17 protein-coding genes are annotated in these 15858 nt (G+C 72.3%); 10 read left to right on the top strand and 7 right to left on the bottom strand.

Annotation, left to right across the window (positions count from 1 at the left end; translation table 11 throughout):
- The 3 genes from ABZ749_RS11570 to ABZ749_RS11560 form a co-directional block, all read right to left on the bottom strand.
- Positions 1–870, bottom strand: an 870-nt coding sequence (locus tag ABZ749_RS11570) for a potassium-transporting ATPase subunit KdpA (RefSeq protein WP_357226242.1), incomplete at its 3' end; no start/stop codon positions are given.
- Positions 870–959 carry a K(+)-transporting ATPase subunit F gene (gene kdpF, locus ABZ749_RS11565; RefSeq protein WP_036410889.1) on the bottom strand — a complete coding sequence of 30 codons (90 nt, stop codon included), beginning with the start codon at positions 957–959 and terminating at the stop codon, positions 870–872. The genes kdpF and ABZ749_RS11570, both read right to left, overlap by 1 nt.
- Before the next feature lie 435 nt (positions 960–1394).
- Positions 1395–2435, bottom strand: a complete 1041-nt coding sequence (locus ABZ749_RS11560) for an SAM-dependent methyltransferase (protein ID WP_357226237.1) — start codon at positions 2433–2435, stop codon at positions 1395–1397.
- Between the two features lie 72 nt (positions 2436–2507).
- Between ABZ749_RS11560 and ABZ749_RS11555 the strand changes: the two genes are divergently transcribed.
- Positions 2508–3422, top strand: coding sequence for a zf-HC2 domain-containing protein (locus tag ABZ749_RS11555; protein WP_357226234.1), 915 nt, complete (start codon positions 2508–2510; stop codon positions 3420–3422).
- A 74-nt stretch (positions 3423–3496) separates the two neighbouring features.
- Here the strand turns inward: ABZ749_RS11555 and ABZ749_RS11550 are convergent, their stop codons facing one another.
- A complete protein-coding gene (locus ABZ749_RS11550; RefSeq protein WP_357226231.1) occupies positions 3497–4141 on the bottom strand; it encodes a TetR/AcrR family transcriptional regulator in 645 nt (214 codons plus the stop codon).
- 107 nt (positions 4142–4248) lie between these two features.
- The gene (locus ABZ749_RS11545) at positions 4249–4506 is read right to left on the bottom strand and encodes a hypothetical protein (RefSeq protein WP_357226227.1); all 258 of its coding nucleotides are present in this window, start codon (positions 4504–4506) and stop codon (positions 4249–4251) included.
- 157 nt (positions 4507–4663) lie between these two features.
- Here ABZ749_RS11545 and ABZ749_RS11540 point away from each other — a divergent pair, with 157 nt between their 5' ends.
- From ABZ749_RS11540 to ABZ749_RS11515, 6 genes are all read left to right on the top strand, one after another.
- A complete protein-coding gene (locus ABZ749_RS11540) occupies positions 4664–4882 on the top strand; it encodes a hypothetical protein (protein ID WP_357226224.1) in 219 nt (72 codons plus the stop codon).
- Positions 4883–5076: 194 nt separating this feature from the next.
- Complete coding sequence (locus ABZ749_RS11535; RefSeq protein ID WP_357226219.1) at positions 5077–5223, top strand: hypothetical protein; 147 nt, start codon at positions 5077–5079, stop codon at positions 5221–5223.
- Between the two features lie 158 nt (positions 5224–5381).
- Complete coding sequence (locus ABZ749_RS11530; protein WP_357226215.1) at positions 5382–6548, top strand: acyl-CoA dehydrogenase family protein; 1167 nt, start codon at positions 5382–5384, stop codon at positions 6546–6548.
- The gene (locus tag ABZ749_RS11525; protein ID WP_357226211.1) at positions 6538–7752 is read left to right on the top strand and encodes an acetyl-CoA C-acetyltransferase; all 1215 of its coding nucleotides are present in this window, start codon (positions 6538–6540) and stop codon (positions 7750–7752) included. Before ABZ749_RS11530 ends, ABZ749_RS11525 begins: the two co-directional genes overlap by 11 nt.
- Positions 7753–7766: 14 nt before the next feature.
- A complete protein-coding gene (locus ABZ749_RS11520) occupies positions 7767–9923 on the top strand; it encodes a 3-hydroxyacyl-CoA dehydrogenase NAD-binding domain-containing protein (protein ID WP_357226209.1) in 2157 nt (718 codons plus the stop codon).
- Positions 9923–11050, top strand: coding sequence for a CaiB/BaiF CoA-transferase family protein (locus tag ABZ749_RS11515; RefSeq protein WP_357226205.1), 1128 nt, complete (start codon positions 9923–9925; stop codon positions 11048–11050). Before ABZ749_RS11520 ends, ABZ749_RS11515 begins: the two co-directional genes overlap by 1 nt.
- Here ABZ749_RS11515 and ABZ749_RS11510 read toward each other — a convergent pair.
- The gene (locus ABZ749_RS11510) at positions 11025–11951 is read right to left on the bottom strand and encodes a cytochrome c oxidase assembly protein (protein WP_357226200.1); all 927 of its coding nucleotides are present in this window, start codon (positions 11949–11951) and stop codon (positions 11025–11027) included. The genes ABZ749_RS11515 and ABZ749_RS11510 overlap by 26 nt on opposite strands.
- On the bottom strand, positions 11948–12430 hold the full coding sequence (locus tag ABZ749_RS11505; protein WP_357197456.1) for a DUF2243 domain-containing protein: 483 nt from the start codon (positions 12428–12430) through the stop codon (positions 11948–11950). The genes ABZ749_RS11510 and ABZ749_RS11505 overlap by 4 nt, the downstream gene beginning before the upstream one ends.
- 188 nt (positions 12431–12618) lie before the next feature.
- Here ABZ749_RS11505 and ABZ749_RS11500 point away from each other — a divergent pair, with 188 nt between their 5' ends.
- The 3 genes from ABZ749_RS11500 to ABZ749_RS11490 all read left to right on the top strand — a co-directional run bounded on the left by ABZ749_RS11500 (position 12619) and on the right by ABZ749_RS11490 (position 15636).
- The gene (locus ABZ749_RS11500) at positions 12619–13881 is read left to right on the top strand and encodes a DUF2786 domain-containing protein (RefSeq protein WP_357226196.1); all 1263 of its coding nucleotides are present in this window, start codon (positions 12619–12621) and stop codon (positions 13879–13881) included.
- 148 nt (positions 13882–14029) lie between these two features.
- Entirely contained in the window at positions 14030–14386 is a 357-nt protein-coding gene (locus tag ABZ749_RS11495) for a YciI family protein (RefSeq protein WP_357226246.1), read from the top strand.
- Positions 14383–15636 carry a sigma-70 family RNA polymerase sigma factor gene (locus ABZ749_RS11490; protein WP_357226192.1) on the top strand — a complete coding sequence of 418 codons (1254 nt, stop codon included), beginning with the start codon at positions 14383–14385 and terminating at the stop codon, positions 15634–15636. The genes ABZ749_RS11495 and ABZ749_RS11490 overlap by 4 nt, the downstream gene beginning before the upstream one ends.
- Positions 15637–15858 lie beyond the last annotated feature (222 nt).

Below are 15858 nucleotides of genomic sequence, written 5' to 3'. Positions count from 1 at the left end.
CGCGAGGATGCCCATCACCGCGGCGATGGCGTAGCCCTGCCGGTTCTGCCCGACCATCCGGCCGAAGACCCGGGGCAGGCTGAACGGAATCAGGAAGATCAGGAAGATCTCCAGCCAGTTCGTCCAGGTGGTCGGGTTCTCGAACGGGTGCGCGCTGTTGACGTTGTAGAAGCCACCACCGTTGGTGCCCAGCTCCTTGATCACTTCCTGGCTCGCGACCGGGCCGCCGGTGATGGTCTGGGTGCCGCCGGTCAGCGTGCTCACGTCGGTGCCGGCGGACAGGTTCTGCACCGCCCCGCCGATCATCAACGCGATGGCGCCGAGCACCGCGATCGGCAGCAGGATCCGCAGCGTGATCCGGGTCAGGTCGACCCAGAAGTTGCCGAGCTGCCCGGTACGGCTGCGGGGGAAGCCGCGTACCAACGCGACAGCCACCGCGATGCCGACCGCCGCCGACACGAAGTTCTGCACGGCCAGACCGGCCATCTGCACCAGGTGGCCCATCGTCGACTCACCCGAGTACGACTGCCAGTTCGTGTTCGTCACGAACGACACGGCCGTGTTCCACGCGCCGTGCGGCACCACCGGGTCGAACCCGAGCGACAACCACAGGTGGTTCTGCACCCGCTGGAACAGGTACAGGAACAGGATCGAGACCGCGGAGAACGCCAGCACGCTGCGGGCGTACACGCCCCAGGTCTGCTCGGCTGCCGGATTGACCCCGACCAGTCGGAAGATGCCCCGCTCGACCCGGGACTGCTTCGTGCCGGAGACCGCCCGGAACATGTAGTCGCCGAACGGCTTGTATACGGCGACCAGGGCCGCCACCAGCGTCAACACGAAGATGACGCCCGCTGTTGTCATGGTCATCAGAAGCGCTCCGGAAACAACAGGGCGAACACCAGGAACGCGCCCAGCACGACCGCGAGCACCAGACCGACGGCGTTTACCGCGTTCACAGCTTCTCCACCGCCCGGACAACCAGGGCGAGCACTGCGAACAGCACCACCGTCAGGACCACGAACACCACGTCAGACACGCTGACTCCTCAGCCGGAAAGGTTCGTCGCGACCGCCTTCCGGTCGCGCCGGGCAATCAAAGCCCCACCACCCGCCGATCGGCAGGGGTCATAACGCGACCATGACGGGGGCGAACCTTTTCTTGACGTGGTTTTCACGCCCGCCCACTGAGCAGGTGAAATGCGGCACAGACCCTCGGCGGTCCGGGGGGTCGAGACCAGTTGTCCACCCCTTTGCTCTGCACCCGCGGAGGCACCAGCTACGGACAGTGAGTGTCGCCTCCGCGGGTGCAGAGCAAAGGACGCACGAGGCCGTGCGCGACCCCGATGGGGTGACGCACGGCGCGGCGCAGGGGCGGAGGGGCGAGGCCGGGGGTCAGGCCGGGCGGCGCGCCACCAGCACATCGCGCATGATCGACTGGTCCACCCGGTGCCGCAGCGCGCGGTAAGGCGCGTCGTCGACCACTGTCAGGCCGGCGTCGGCCAACGCCGCCGCCGCGTCGTCCCGACTGGCGACGTGGGTGTTCCAGGAGATTCCGAGCGCACCGCCAGGACGCAACAACCGGGCCCAGACCGGTGCGGCGTCCGCGAGCAACGCCAGCGGATCGCGGGTCAACCCCTGCCCGGCGGTACGGCTGCCGTGCTGCACGCCGTACGGCGCGTCGGCGACGACCAGGTCCACGGTCTCCGGGCGGAAGAACTCCGCCGAGCGGGTGGTGTCGGCGTTGACCACGTCCAGCAGTTGCGTCTGGCCGGCCTTGTGCTCCTCACGGGTCGGCGCCACCTCGATCCGTACCCGCCGGCCGACCACCTTGCGCTCCCGCCGCACCGGCCCCGACTCCAGCACCCGGTGCTTGACGCGCTTCTGCTTCAGCCAGGTGGTGACGAACGCCCGGTACGCCTCGACGTCCTTCTGGTCGCGCTCGATCCCGGCGGCGTCGAAGCCGTACATCAGCGCCTGGTTGAGGGTGGTGCCCCGACCACAGAGCGGGTCGAGCACCCGGAACCGGCGGCTGGTCATCTCGGCGGCCCAGTCCGAGGCGAGCAGTGTGACGTTGAGCAGCAGCTTGGTGAACTGCTCGTTGGTCTTGCCCGGGTACTTCTGAATGGTGAGCAGATCGTCGTCGTAGCGGTCCAGACGGCTCCACTCGATCGGCCGCAACAGCTCACCGACGATCTCGAACAACGCGTACCCGGCGGAGAGGTTGCCCAGGACGGCCAGGTCACGCTCGGTCAGCCCGTCGCCGGTGAACGTGATGTAGGACGCCCCTCCGACGACCTCGGTGTCCAGCTCGCCGATCCGGCCGTCGAGCGCCGAGCGGCCGAAGATCTCCAGCTCGGCCCGGGTGAGGTCGACTGCGGCGCGGGCGTACACCCGGTTGGTGGCGGGCAGGATCAGCAGGCCGTAACGCGTCATGATCCGGCGAGTATTCCACAACAGGTCACCGTCGCCGGGAACCGGAGCGGCTGCCAGAGCGACTACCGGTACATGGGGTGTGAGCAGTGGCGGGAGGTCCTGTCCGCGCAGTTGGACGGGGAGGAGACCGCCGCCGAACTGGCGGCGGTGCAGGGGCACCTCGACGGGTGTGCCGATTGCCGGGCCTGGTTCACGGCTGCGGCCGCGGTGACCCGTCGGGTTCGTACCCGGTTGGTCGTTGAGGTGCCCGACCGGACGGAGGCGATCCTTGCCGCCGCCAGCGCGACCCCGGCCCGCCGGTCACGGTGGCGGCGTGGCCCGCTGGTCGCTGGCCTGCGAAAGATGCCCGGACGGGGTCAGCTCGCCGCCGGGTTGCGCGCGGCGTTCGGACGTGGCCCGCTCGTCGCCGGCCTGCGGTCGGCGCTCGGGCTGCTCGGCGCGGTGCAACTGGTGCTCGGCCTGGCCCAGGTCGGCCGGGGCGCGACCGCCGACCACCTGCACCCCACCGGCCAGCACCTGTGGCACGAGTCGGCGGCGTGGAACGTCGCAGTGGGTGCGGGCTTCCTGTTCGTGGCGTTGCGCCGCAGCCCGCCCGCCGGGCTGCTGCCGATGCTCAGCGCGTTCGTCGGCACGTTGCTGCTGCTGTCGGTGAACGACCTGGCCACCGGTTCGGTGGGCGGGGAGCGGCTGATCAGCCACGGCTTCCTGGTGGTCGGCTACCTGATCACCGTGGCGCTGTCCCGGCCCGGCCTCCGGCCCGGGGGGCCGGCACCGCAACGGCAGCCGGCACCGTCCCGCTGGCGCTTCGGGGCCGACGAGGTGGACCGGCCGCTGCGGGTGGTACGCCCCGAGTCCTATCCGGCGCAGGCCGCCGACCGGTACGCCGCCCCGGCGGCTCGTACCGGCCAGGCCGCACCGGCGGCGCATGCCGGCCAGCCCGCTCCGGCGGCTCGTACCGGCCAGGCCGGCGACCGACGGGCCGCCTGAGCGGCCGGTGCCCTTCGGCGGACGGCGGTCAGCGCTGAGCGGCCCCGGCGTTCAGCGCTTGACGGCCTCGGCGTTCAGCGCTCTGGTCGCGTCGGTTCTTCGTCGGCGAGGACCTGCGGGATGACCTGTTCGACGATGGTCAGCAGGGTCGTGGTGAGCAGCAGGTGCACCTGGGCGCGGGTCAGCGCGCCACGCTGGAGCCATTCGCGGGCGGTCGAGGTGGCCAGACCCCCGTACGCCCGGACCATCCCGCGCAACTCCTCGCGGTGCTCCGCCTCGCCGGCCAGCCCGACGGCGACCAGCATGCGGTCCGCGGCGACCTCCTCGGCCTCGGCGAGCACCCGCTCCACGTCGGCGTCGCCGCCCATCCCCCGGGCGGTGACCGCCGCCAGCCACGAGGTGCTGTGCCGGGAAACCACGTCGAGGAACCAGGTGACGCTCGCGTCGACCCGGGTCCGCAGATCACCCTTGGGCAGCCGCTCCAGAGCAACCTCGGGGATGGTCACCATGACCCGGACGACCTCCAGGTAGAGGTCCTTCTTCGCACCGAAGTAGTGGTTGACCAGGCCGCGAGCGACACCAGCCTCGCGGGCGACGTCGGTGGTCGACACGTCCACGTACGGGCGCTCACCGAACAGCCGGACCGCGCAGGCCAGGATCTGCCCACGCCGGGCGTCCGGCTCCAAACGGCGGCGGCGCGGAGCCGTCTCGACACTCATCTGCCCGACCCTATCGACAGCCCACCGGTCGGCCGCCGTTCCTCACCTTGATCACTTGATGCTCAGTAGTCGTCACGGCTGCCGCTGAGCTACTCAGCATCAAGTGATCACCGCAGGCCCCGGCGACGCCGGACCAGGTGCCGGCCCAGGTGGCGCAGATTGGACGCCTCGGAGTAGAGCGCCGCGTTGATCGCACCCAGGGCCACCCCGGGCGCTCGCTGCACCCGGTCGACGTCCTGAACCACCCGGCCGATCAACGTCAGCCGACACCGGAGATCGAACAACTCCCTCCGCGCACAGTGCAGCGCTGTCTCCAGGCCCCCGACCCGCTCCCGCAACCACGCCAACTCCGTCGCCTGATCCACCACGCTCACCCCTCTTTGACCACCCACGCCGCCCAATCGACGACGCAACGACACGCTCCAACCACCCTCAGCCACTTTCGGCTGAGTGTCGACCGTTCGGGGACTCCCATTTGGGGACCCCCGATCAGGGATGGGCGACCGTGCATAGGTTCCAGGTGTGGGAGACGACGGGCCGGGCGAGCTGATGGGGCCGTATGAGATCGGTCAACGGCTGAACGTCTCCCGGAGCCGGTTCCAGCAGATCGCCATGCGGCCGACCTTCCCGAAGCCTTATCAGGAGCTGCGCGGCATGAAGGTGTGGCTGCGTGCTGATGTGGAGGCGTGGATCGCCGAGCACCGCCCGCCGCGCCCCACCGACGGCGACGAGGCCGAGTAGTTCGCCCGCCCCGCCTGGCGCCCGCCCACTCGCCGCCCGCGGTGTCTGACAACAGCGGGTTCGCGCGATTGATGCACCCACACAACCCCGCGCTCCGCACGGCGCACGCCTCGCGGCGGGGCAAGTTCCCGCAATCTTGGACAGTTTCCGTTAGCTCGTAACGGAAACTGTCCAAGATCTCCGCGCAAACGGCCATGGCGATCGATGCCTCCCCGTCGGCGCGCAGCCTTCCCGGCCCGCGTGCCGCCCGGACCACCGTCGATCATGAAGTTGTGGTGGGCGATATGGTCGCGCGTTCCCTCTTTGTGAAGCACCACAACTCCATGATCGACGACGTCTAGGCCAGGGCCGGCGAGCTCGTGCTGCCGTAACTCCAGCCGGCCTGGCGGATCCCGCCTGGCGGTGCCGGCTGCGGTTCCGGAACACCCCGACGACCGAGGCGCCGAGAGCCGATCACGACTTATTGACATGCTGCCAACAGCGCGCGAGGGTGGTGCACATGCCGACCCCCCCGCCCGACGGCTCCCCCTCACAGTGGCGCGAGCCGGAGCATGACGACCTGGCCGAGCTGGCCCGCACCTTCTTCACCAAGGAGGTGTTGCCGCACGCCGACCGCCTTCAGGAGCAGGGCCATCCGGACCGCGAGCACTACCGGCGCGCCGGTGAGCTGGGGCTGCTCGGCCTGTCGGTCCCGGAGGAGTACGGCGGCGGAGGCGGCGGATTCACCCACGAGGCGGTGCTGCTGCACGAGCAGGCGTACGCCGGGGAGAGCAGTCTGGGCCTGGCCGTCCACAGCGGCATCGTCACCGGCTACCTGGTGGCGTACGGCAGCGAGGAGCAGAAGCGGCGCTGGCTGCCCGGCCTGTGCAGCGGCGAGTTGGTCGGTGCCATCGCGATGACCGAGCCGGACGGTGGCTCGGACCTTCAGGCGATGCGGACCCGGGCGGTCCGCGACGGCGACGACTACCTGGTCACCGGCGCGAAGACGTTCATCACCAACGGTGGCCTGGCCGACCTGGTCATCGTGGCCGTGAAGACCGACCCCGAGCAGCGGGCGGCCGGCGTCTCGCTGCTGGTCTGCGAGGTGGGCGGCGACCCGGAGGGCTTCCGGCGAGGCCGGCTGCTGTCCAAGATCGGCCTGCACGCCAACGACACGGCGGAATTGTTCTTCGACGAGTTCCGGGTGCCGGCGGCCAACCTGGTCGGCGGCGCCGAAGGGCTGGGCTTCGTCCAGCTCATGCAGCAGCTTCCGCAGGAACGGCTGGTCATCGGTGTCGGCGCGGTCGCCGCCATGGAACGGGCGGTCGCGCTGACCGTCGCGTACGCCAAGGAACGCACCGCCTTCGGCAAGCCCCTGATGGGTCACCAGAACACCCGGATGGTGCTCGCCGAGTGCGCCACCCGCGCGCGGGTCAGCCGCGTCTTCCTGGACGACTGCATCGTCCGACACACCCGGGGCGACCTGGACGTGGCCACCGCGGCGATGGCGAAGTCATGGCTCACCGACGGGCAGTGTGAGGTCGTCGACAGGTGCCTTCAGCTCTTCGGCGGCTACGGCTACACGACGGAGTACCCGATCGCCCGGATGTACGCCGACGCCCGCGTCCAGAAGATCTACGGCGGCACCAACGAGATCATGAAGGAGTTGATCGCCCGTGCCCTCTGAGGCGTACGTCTATGACGCGGTCCGCACCCCGCGCGGACGCGGCCGGGACACCGGCGCGCTGCACGGAGTCAAGCCCATCTCCCTCGTGGTCGGCCTGATCGACGCGTTGCGGGAGCGCAACCCGAGCCTGGACGTCGGCCGGCTGGAGGACCTGCTGCTCGGCATCGTGACCCCGGTCGGCGAGCAGGGCGGCGACCTGGCCCGGGCGGCCGCGCTGCTGGCCGGGCTGCCGGACCAGGTCGGCGGGGTGCAGCTCAACAGGTTCTGCGCCTCCGGGTTGGAGGCGGTCAACTCCGCCGCCGCGCGAATCCGCTCCGGTTGGGAGCATCTGCTGCTCGCCGGCGGGGTCGAGTCCATGTCCCGGGTGCCGATGGGCTCCGACGGGGCGGCCTGGGCCACCGATCCGCAGACCGCGCTGGCCACGTCGTTCGTGCCACAGGGCGTCAGCGCGGACCTGATCGCCACCCTGGAGGGCTTCACCCGCGACGACGTGGACGGCTACGCGCTGCGGTCACAGGAGCGCGCCGCCAAGGCGATGGCCGGCGGATACTTCGCCCGCTCGCTGGTGCCGGTCCGCGACAGCAACGGGCTGGACATCCTCACCGTCGACGAGCACCCGCGCCCGGAGACCACCCGGGAGGCGCTGGCCAAGCTCACCCCGTCGTTCGCCACGATGGGTGAGGCGGCCGGCTTCGACGCGGTCGCGTTGCAGAAGTTCCACTGGTTGGAGGCCATCGAGCACGTCCACCACGCGGGCAACTCGTCCGGCATCGTGGACGGCGCGGCGCTGGCGCTGATCGGTTCGGAGCAGGTTGGTCGGGATCTCGGCCTCACCCCGCGCGCCCGGATCGTCGGCGCGGCGGTCACCGGCGCGGACCCGACGCTGATGTTGACCGGCCCGATCCCCGCCACCCACAAGGCGCTGGCCGTAGCCGGGCTGACAGTCGACGACATCGACCTGTTCGAGATCAACGAGGCGTTCGCCGCAGTGGTGCTCAAATACGTCCGCGACCTGGGCCTCGACCCGGACCGGGTGAACGTCAACGGCGGCGCGATCGCGCTCGGCCACCCGCTCGGCGCGACCGGAGCGATGCTGCTCGGTACGGCGTTGGACGAGTTGGAGCGCCGCGACCTGCGCCGGGCCGTGGTGACCCTGTGCATCGGCGGCGGCATGGGCGTCGCCACAGTTCTCGAGCGCTGCTGACCCGGAGGACGACAATGACTGACACCATCCGGTACGACCGCGGCGCCGACGGCATCGTCACGCTCACCCTGGACGACCCCACCCAGTCCGCCAACACCATGAACCGGGCGTACGCCGCCTCGATGAGCGCGGTGCTGGACCGGCTGGAGGCCGAGCCCGATCTCGTCGGCGTCATAGTGACCAGCGCGAAGTCGACCTTCTTCGCCGGCGGTGACCTGCCCGAGATGATCCGGGCGACCCGCGCCGACGCGCCCGACCTGGCCGACCTGCTCGGCGCCATCAAACGGGACCTGCGCCGGCTGGAGACGCTGGGCCGACCGGTGGTCGCCGCGGTCAACGGCTCCGCGCTCGGCGGTGGGCTGGAGATCGCGCTCGCCTGCCACCACCGGATCGCGCTGGACACCCCCGGCAGCCGGCTCGGGCTGCCCGAGGTGACGCTGGGCCTGCTGCCCGGGGCGGGTGGCGTCACCCGGACCGTGCGGATGCTCGGCCTGGCCGGCGCGCTGACCACGGTGCTGCTCACCGGCCGGCGGATGCGCCCGACCGAGGCGCTGTCGGTCGGGCTGGTCGACGAGGTGGTCGCCACGCCCGCCGAACTGCTGGACCGGGCACGGGCCTGGATCGCGGCGAACCCGCACCCGGCGCAACCGTGGGACCGGCCGGACTATCGGATGCCCGGCGGCACCCCGGCCAGCCGCTCGCTGGCCACACAACTGCCCGCCTTCCCGGCGACGCTGCGCAAGCAGCTCAAGGGTGCCCGGCTACCAGCGCCCGAGGCGATCCTCGCCGCGGCCGTCGAGGGCGCACAGGTCGACCTGGAGACCGCCCTGACCGTGGAGACCCGGCACCTGATCGGGCTGCTCACCGGGCAGGTCGCCAAGAACATGATCGGTGCGTTCTTCTTCGACCTGAAGGCCGTCAACGGTGGCGCGGCCCGCCCGACCGGTGTGGACGCCGCACCGGTACGCCGGGTGGCGGTGCTCGGGGCCGGCATGATGGGCGCGGGCATCGCGTACGCCTGCGCCACTGCCGGGCTGGACGTCGTGGTCAAGGACGTCACGCCGGAGGCCGCCGGCAGGGCCCGCGAACACGCCGAGCGCCTACTGGCCCGCGCCGTACGTAAGGGCCGCACGACCGAGGCGGACGCCCGCGCCGTGCTGGACCGGATCAACACGACCGACCAGGTGGACGCCCTCGCCGGCTGCGACGCGGTCATCGAGGCGGTCTTCGAGGACCCGGCGCTGAAGCAGCAGGTCTTCGCCGAGGTGCTACCCGTCCTGGCACCCGACGCGTTGCTCGCCTCCAACACCTCGACCCTGCCGATCACCGGCCTGGCCGCCGGCGTGGACCGGCCTGCGGACTTCATCGGCATGCACTTCTTCTCGCCGGTGGACCGGATGCCGTTGCTGGAGATCGTGGTGGGCGAGCGGACCGGGGACGTGGCGCTGGCCCGGGCATTCGACCTGGGCCGGCGGATCGGCAAGACCCCGATCGTGGTCAACGACGGCCGGGGTTTCTTCACCAGCCGGGTGATCGGCAGGTTCATCGACGAGGCGGTCGGCATGGTCGCCGAGGGTGTCCCCGCCGCATCGGTGGAGCAGGCCGCCCTCCAGGCCGGCTACCCGACCGGGCCGCTGGCGCTGGCCGACGAGGTCAGTCTCACGCTGATCCAACGGATCCGCCGCCAGTTCGAGGCGGCCAGCGAGGAGTTCCGCCCGCTGCCGGCGCACCGCCTGGTGGACGAGCTGGTCGACGCGTACGACCGGCCGGGGCGCGCTGCGGGACGCGGCTTCTACTCCTACGACGAGGGTGCCCGGGGCCGGCTGTGGTCCGGGCTCGCCGACCTGGTCACCGACGCGGGTCGGGCGGTGCCGTTCACCGACCTCCAGGAGCGGATGCTCTTCGCCGAGGCGCTGGACGCGCTGCGCTGCCTCGACGAGGGGGTGCTGCGCACCGAGACCGACGCCAACATCGGCTCGATCTTCGGCATCGGCTTCCCGGCATGGACAGGCGGGGTGATCCGCTACGTCCGGCAGTACACGGGCGGCCCGGCCGGCTTCGCGGCCCGTGCCACCGAGCTGGCCGCCAGCTACGGCGACCGGTTCACGCCCCCCGCCGACCTGGCCGACCGGCTCGCCGCCCTTCGGGCCGAACCGGCTGACGTCGCGTGATGGCGGCCCGCGGCGGACCGCTGGCCGGGGTACGCGTGGTCGAGCTGGCCAGCCTCGCCCCGGCGCCGTTCGGCTGCATGGTGCTCGCCGACCTCGGCGCGGACGTGGTGCGGGTGGACCGGCCGGGCGCACCGGGAGCGGGCCGGCTGGCCGCACCGACCAGCGGGCCGTTGCAACGCGGCCGGCAGGTCACCGCGCTGGACCTCAAGTCCCCGGCCGGGGTGGCGGACCTGCTGCGCCTCGCCGACCGCGCGGACGTGCTGGTCGAGGCGTACCGGCCGGGGGTGGCCGAACGGCTCGGCATCGGGCCGGAGGTGTGCCAGGCCCGCAACCCCCGACTGGTGTACGCGCGGATGACCGGCTGGGGTCAGGACGGCCCGCTGGCAGCCCGAGCCGGGCACGACATCGACTACATCGCGGTGGCCGGGGCGTTGGAGCCGCTCGGACGGGCCGGCGAACGCCCGTACGCGCCGATGAACCTGCTCGGCGACTTCGGCGGCGGCGGGATGCTGCTCGCCGTCGGGGTGCTGGCCGCGCTGCTGGAGCGGGAGCGCTCCGGCTTCGGCCAGGTGGTCGACGCGGCGATGGTGGACGGCTCGGCGCTGCTCACCTCGTTCCTGCACGGGCTGCTCGGCGCCGGCCTGTGGGCCGCCCCACGCGGGGGCAACATGTTCGACGGCGGGGCGCCGTTCTACGACACGTACGCCACCGCCGACGGTGGCTTCATGGCGGTCGGCGCGATGGAACCGGCCTTCTACGCCGTACTGCTCACCGGCCTCGACCTCGCCGACGACCCGGACCTGCCCGCCCAGTACGACCCGAGCGGCTGGGACGAGCTGCGCCGCCGGTTCACCGAACGGTTCGCCGAGCGCACCCGGGACGAGTGGACGGCGGTCTTCGCCGGCCTGGACGCCTGCGTCGCTCCGGTGCTCGCCCCCGGCGAGGCGCACGCGCACCCGCACAACGCGGCCCGGGGCACGTTCGTCGAGGTGGGCGGCGAGATCCAGCCGGCCCCCGCACCCCGCTTCGACCGCACCCCGACCGACCGGCCGACCCCGGCACCCAACCCGGAGCAGGACGTCCTACCCGTCGAGGAGATCCTCAGCCACTGGCCCCAGCGCGCCTGACCGACCCCCTCACCTTGTTGATCAAGAGGTTTGCGTCAGGGAATCGCCTTCCGGTGACGCAAACCTCTTGATCAACGGCGACGGGCGGAGGTGGGGTCGGCGGCGACCGGCGGGGGTGGGGGTGGGGTCGGCGGCGGGTGTGGTACCAGGTGGCGAAGAGGGCTGCGGCCAGGAGCAGCTCGGCCAGGTCGCCGCCGTAGTACATGAGTTGGGCGGCCGAGCGGAACGCTTCCGGGTCGCGGTCGGTGAGGCCGGGCGGGAGGGTTTCGGCCTGGGCGTACAGGTACTTGGCCAGCACGGCGTGGCCGGCCGACGCGGCCAGCAACGCGCCAACCCGTACCGCCAGCCCGGGGCGACGCGGCGCTGGGTCCGGCCCGGCCAACGACCAGGCGAAGAGGTACCCGGCGGCCAGGTAGTGCAGGTGCACGGCGTGGTGCAGGGCTGGTTGCCGTTCGGCAGCCGCGTACAGCGGGGTGAGCAGCACCAACGCCAACCCGCCGGTGGTCAGCAGCGCGGCGGTGGCCGGGTGGGCGAGCAGGTGCAGCGGGCGGGCGCGCAGCAGCCGGCCGACCGCTCGGCGTACCGGCGGCGGCGCGACCCGCAGCAGCAGCGTCACCGGGGCGGCGAGCACCAGCCCCAGCGGGGCCAGCATGCCGAGCAGCAGGTGCTGCGCCATGTGCCCGCTCGGGTTGTCGGGAAGCTGGGCGAGCGGCCCGACGGCGACCGCCAGCAGGGTGCAGCCGACCAGCCAGGAGGCGGTGCGCCTGTGGTCCCAACCCCGAGGGTCCCGGGCGGCGGCCAGCACGTAACCGACCGCCAACAACGCGACCGGGAACAGCGGGAACCAGGTCGGCCCGGCCGCACCGTGTCCGGCGTGCGCCAGCGACCCGACCGCCGTCATCGGGGGCCGGCGTCGGGCCGGCGGGAACGGGCCCGCCACAGGACAGCCACGCCGGCCAGCAGCAGCACCGCGCCGGCCACGTTCCAGACCACGTCGTACGGCACCAGGTGTACGCCGTAGCGGATCTGGTGCAGCCGCAGCACCTTGTGGTCGACGATCCCGTCGAAGAGTTGGAATCCTCCGGCGCCGAGCAGGAAGCCACCCCAGGCGAGCCGGCTCGACAGGGCACGCCGTCGACGCAGGTCGGCGAACCAGAAGAACCCGCCGACCAGGGCGATCACCTCGGCGGCGTGCAGCAGCCCGTCCGAGAGCAGCGCCACCGACGGGGTGGAGCGGTCGTAGAAGTGGTGCCAGGCGAGGAGTTGGTGAAAGACGATCTCGTCCACCGCGGCCATGATCGCGATGCCGATCAGGACGCCGACGAGGGTGGAGGAACGAACGTCGGCGGTCCGGGTCCTCGGCAGGCTCGCTTCGACCACCACACACCTCGCAGTCAACTCGGAACAGGCCGCAAATACCCCTAACCGCATGAAACATGCGCTACTGAAGCCGTAGGAAGGCCCAAGGGGCCGGGGCACATCCCCGTTTCGTGGCTCCCGGGCCGCTGACGGCATGATCATGGAGCCTGGAGGGGCAACGACAGCCAGATCCCGAGAAGGAGGTGCCCGTGCCGGACGCGGACGAACTCGTCGCCAACGCGCTCGCGGCGGTGCGCGGCACTGACGTACGACAGGCCGAACGACAGCTGGACCAACTGATGGTCGGCACCGGCGCCGCGGACGGCAGCACGGCGGTGGATACCGCTCTGCTGCGTCGCCTGGTCCGCGGACTGGGTCGGCTCTGGCCGCGCGGTTGGCAGCCGGTCGACGTGGACCGGATCACCAGTCGACGGCTCGACGGCCGCGCGGCGCGGCTGGTCCGTGCGGCGATGGCCGCCCAGCGGCGCGACCAGGCCGAGCCGGTCCCGGCCTGGTGGGACGACCAGTTACGCGAGCTGGTGGCCGCCGAGGGCGGTGCCGACGGCAGCGTGGTGGCCGGCTGGGCCAGTCGGGAGGGGCTGGACCGGGCCGACGCGCTCCGCTCGGCAGTGGACGCGCTCGCGCTGGTGGAGAGCCTGCCGCCGATCGCGGTGCTGCGCCCGCCGCCGGGCACGAGCGGCGCGGCACTGCCCCGCACTGCGGGCACGGCTCGCAGCGGGTCGCCGATGCTGGATCGGGTGCGGGCGCTGCTGGCGAAGGCCGAGTCGACGACCTTCCCGGCGGAGGCGGAGGCACTGACGGGTAAGGCCCAGGAGCTGATCGCCCGGCACAGCATCGACGAGGCGTTGCTGGCGGCCGGGTCCGAGCGTGGAGACCTGCCCGGCGGGGTACGTCTGAGCACCGACACCCCATACGCGGGAGCGAAGGCGCTGCTGGTGCAGGAGGTGGCGGCGGCGAACCGGTGCGAGGCGGTCTGGTCCGACGATCTGGGCTTCGCCACAGTGCTGGGCTGGCCGGCCGATCTGGTGGCGGTCGAGTTGCTCTACACGTCGCTGCTGGTGCAGGCCACGGCGGCGATGCTGCGTGGCCGCGCCGAGCGCCGGTCGGGGTCGGGGCGGCGGACGAAGGTCTGGGACGAGTCCTTCCTCAACGCGTTCGCGCTGCGGATCGGCGAGCGGCTGCGCACGGCCACCGAGGCGGCGACCAACGCGGCGGACGAGGCGGCGGCGGAGACGGCCGGGGCGGAACGGCTGTTGCCGGTGCTCGCGGCGCGGGGCGAGGCGGTCCGGGAGCGGTTGGACACGCTCTTCCCCGGCGTCACCCGGCACCGGCTCAGCGTGCGCGACGCCGAGGGCTGGTCGTCCGGCACCTCGGCCGCCGACCGGGCCTCGCTGGACGTCGGCGGCGCCCGGAAGCCCCGACAGGTGCCCGGCCGACCCGATCCGCGCTGAACCGTCCGGCGTGGGAACGCCCCCGGCGGATGTTTCTGCGATCTTCTTCGGTACGCGGTAGGGATCGGGGGATCGGCTCCGACCCTCCGGTGAGTCGCGCCCCGATCGGGGTGCGACCAGAGCCTGAGGAGCAATCGCCGTGAAGTACATGCTGCTGATCTGGAACCGGCCCGGCTTCACCGAGAGTCTGAGCGAGCAGGAGCGCACCGCCCTCTTCGGCGAGGTCGACGAGATCATGAAGGAGCTGACCGAGACCGGCGAGCTGATCGGCGGCCAGGCGTTGGCGAATCCGTCGCAGACGTTGACGGTCCGGCTCGTGGACGGCAGCCCCGAGATTCTCGACGGCCCGTTCATGGAGAGCAAGGAGCAGTTCGCCGGCTACCTGGCCGTCGACTGCGACACCCCGCAGCGGGCCGCCGAGATCGCGGCCCGCTGGCCGGACGTCCGGTACGGCGGCGCGATGGAGGTCCGCCCGATCATGGACGAGGCCGGGACGGAGATGTGACCGAGGACCGGAGGGTCGAGGATCTGCTGCGCACGTTCGCGCCGCAGGTCCTCGGCCTGCTGGTCCGTCGGCACGGACAGTTCGACAGGTGCGAGGACGCGGTCCAGGAGGCGCTGCTCGCCGCCGCGACGCAGTGGCCCGGGCAGGGCGTGCCGGACAACCCACGCGCCTGGCTGCTCACCGTTGCCACCCGCCGGCTCACCGACGAGTGGCGCAGCGAGAGCGCGCGCCGGGACCGCGAGGCGGCGGTGGCGCGGCGCGAGCCGGCGTACGCCGGGGTGGCGCCCGCGGCGGACGCGGAGCCCACCATTGCGGCCGACGACGACACCCTCACGCTGCTGTTCCTCTGCTGCCACCCGGCGCTGCCCGGCTCGGCGCAGGTGGCGCTCACCCTGCGGGCGGTCGGCGGTCTCAGCACCGCCCAGATCGCCCGGGCGCACCTGGTGCCCGAAGCGACGATGAGTCAACGGATCCGACGGGCCAAGCAACGGATCGAGGCTGCCGGGGCGCGGTTCACGATGCCCGGGCCGGCCGAGCGGGGCGAGCGGCTGGGCACGGTGCTGCGGGTGCTCTACCTGATCTTCAACGAGGGCTACACCGCGTCCAGTGGCCAGGACCTGCGCCGGGCCGAGCTGACCGGCGAGGCGATCCGGCTGGCTCGCATCCTGCGCGGGCTGCTGCCCGACGACGGCGAGGTGACCGGGCTGCTGGCGCTGATGCTGCTGACCGACGCGCACCGGGCGGCCCGGGTGGGGCCGGACGGGGAGTTGGTGCCGCTGGCGGAGCAGGACCGTTCCCGGTGGGACGCCGCCGCCATCGCGGAGGGGGTAGCGCTGATCACCGAGGCGCTGACCTGGTCGCCGCCCGGCCCGTACCAGCTCCAGGCGGCCATCGCCGCTGTGCACGCCGAGGCGTCGACGGCGGCGGAGACCGACTGGCGGCAGATCGTCGCGCTCTACCGACTGCTGGCCCGGATCGCGCCGAACCCGATGGTCACCCTGAACCAGGCGGTGGCGGTGGCCATGGTCGACGGGCCCCGGGCGGGGCTCGCCCTGCTCACGCCGTTGGACGCCGACGAACGCACGGCCGGGCACCACCGGCTGGCCGCCGTCCGGGCTCACCTGTTGGAGCTGACCGGGGAGGTCGGTGCGGCGCGGGAGGCGTACCTGGTGGCGGCGCGGGGCACCACGAGCCGGCCCGAACAGCGCTACCTGGAGGTGCGGGCGGCCCGGCTGACCGGGCAGGGCTGAGCGACGTCGCCTTGCCGTTTTGGCAACAATTGTCACCGCCGAGGAGCACCGCCGCACGGTGCCGGGCCGGGAGGCCCCGCTGTACGACGTGGTCGTCCGCGCCACCCGACGCCGCTGAGCACACCGCTGCCGGCCGCCGGGCGCCCGGCGGCCGGCCGCGGCGGGCACACCACCGGGTCGATGGGCGGGCAGCGAGGTCGGCAGAGCGGCGGGGAGGGGAGG

It is taken from the genome of Micromonospora sp. NPDC047753 (genome assembly GCF_040642735.1).
Taxonomy (GTDB): Bacteria; Actinomycetota; Actinomycetes; order Mycobacteriales; family Micromonosporaceae; genus Micromonospora.
Note: the sequence above shows the minus strand (reverse complement) of the source record. Positions and strands in the feature narration are given on the sequence as shown.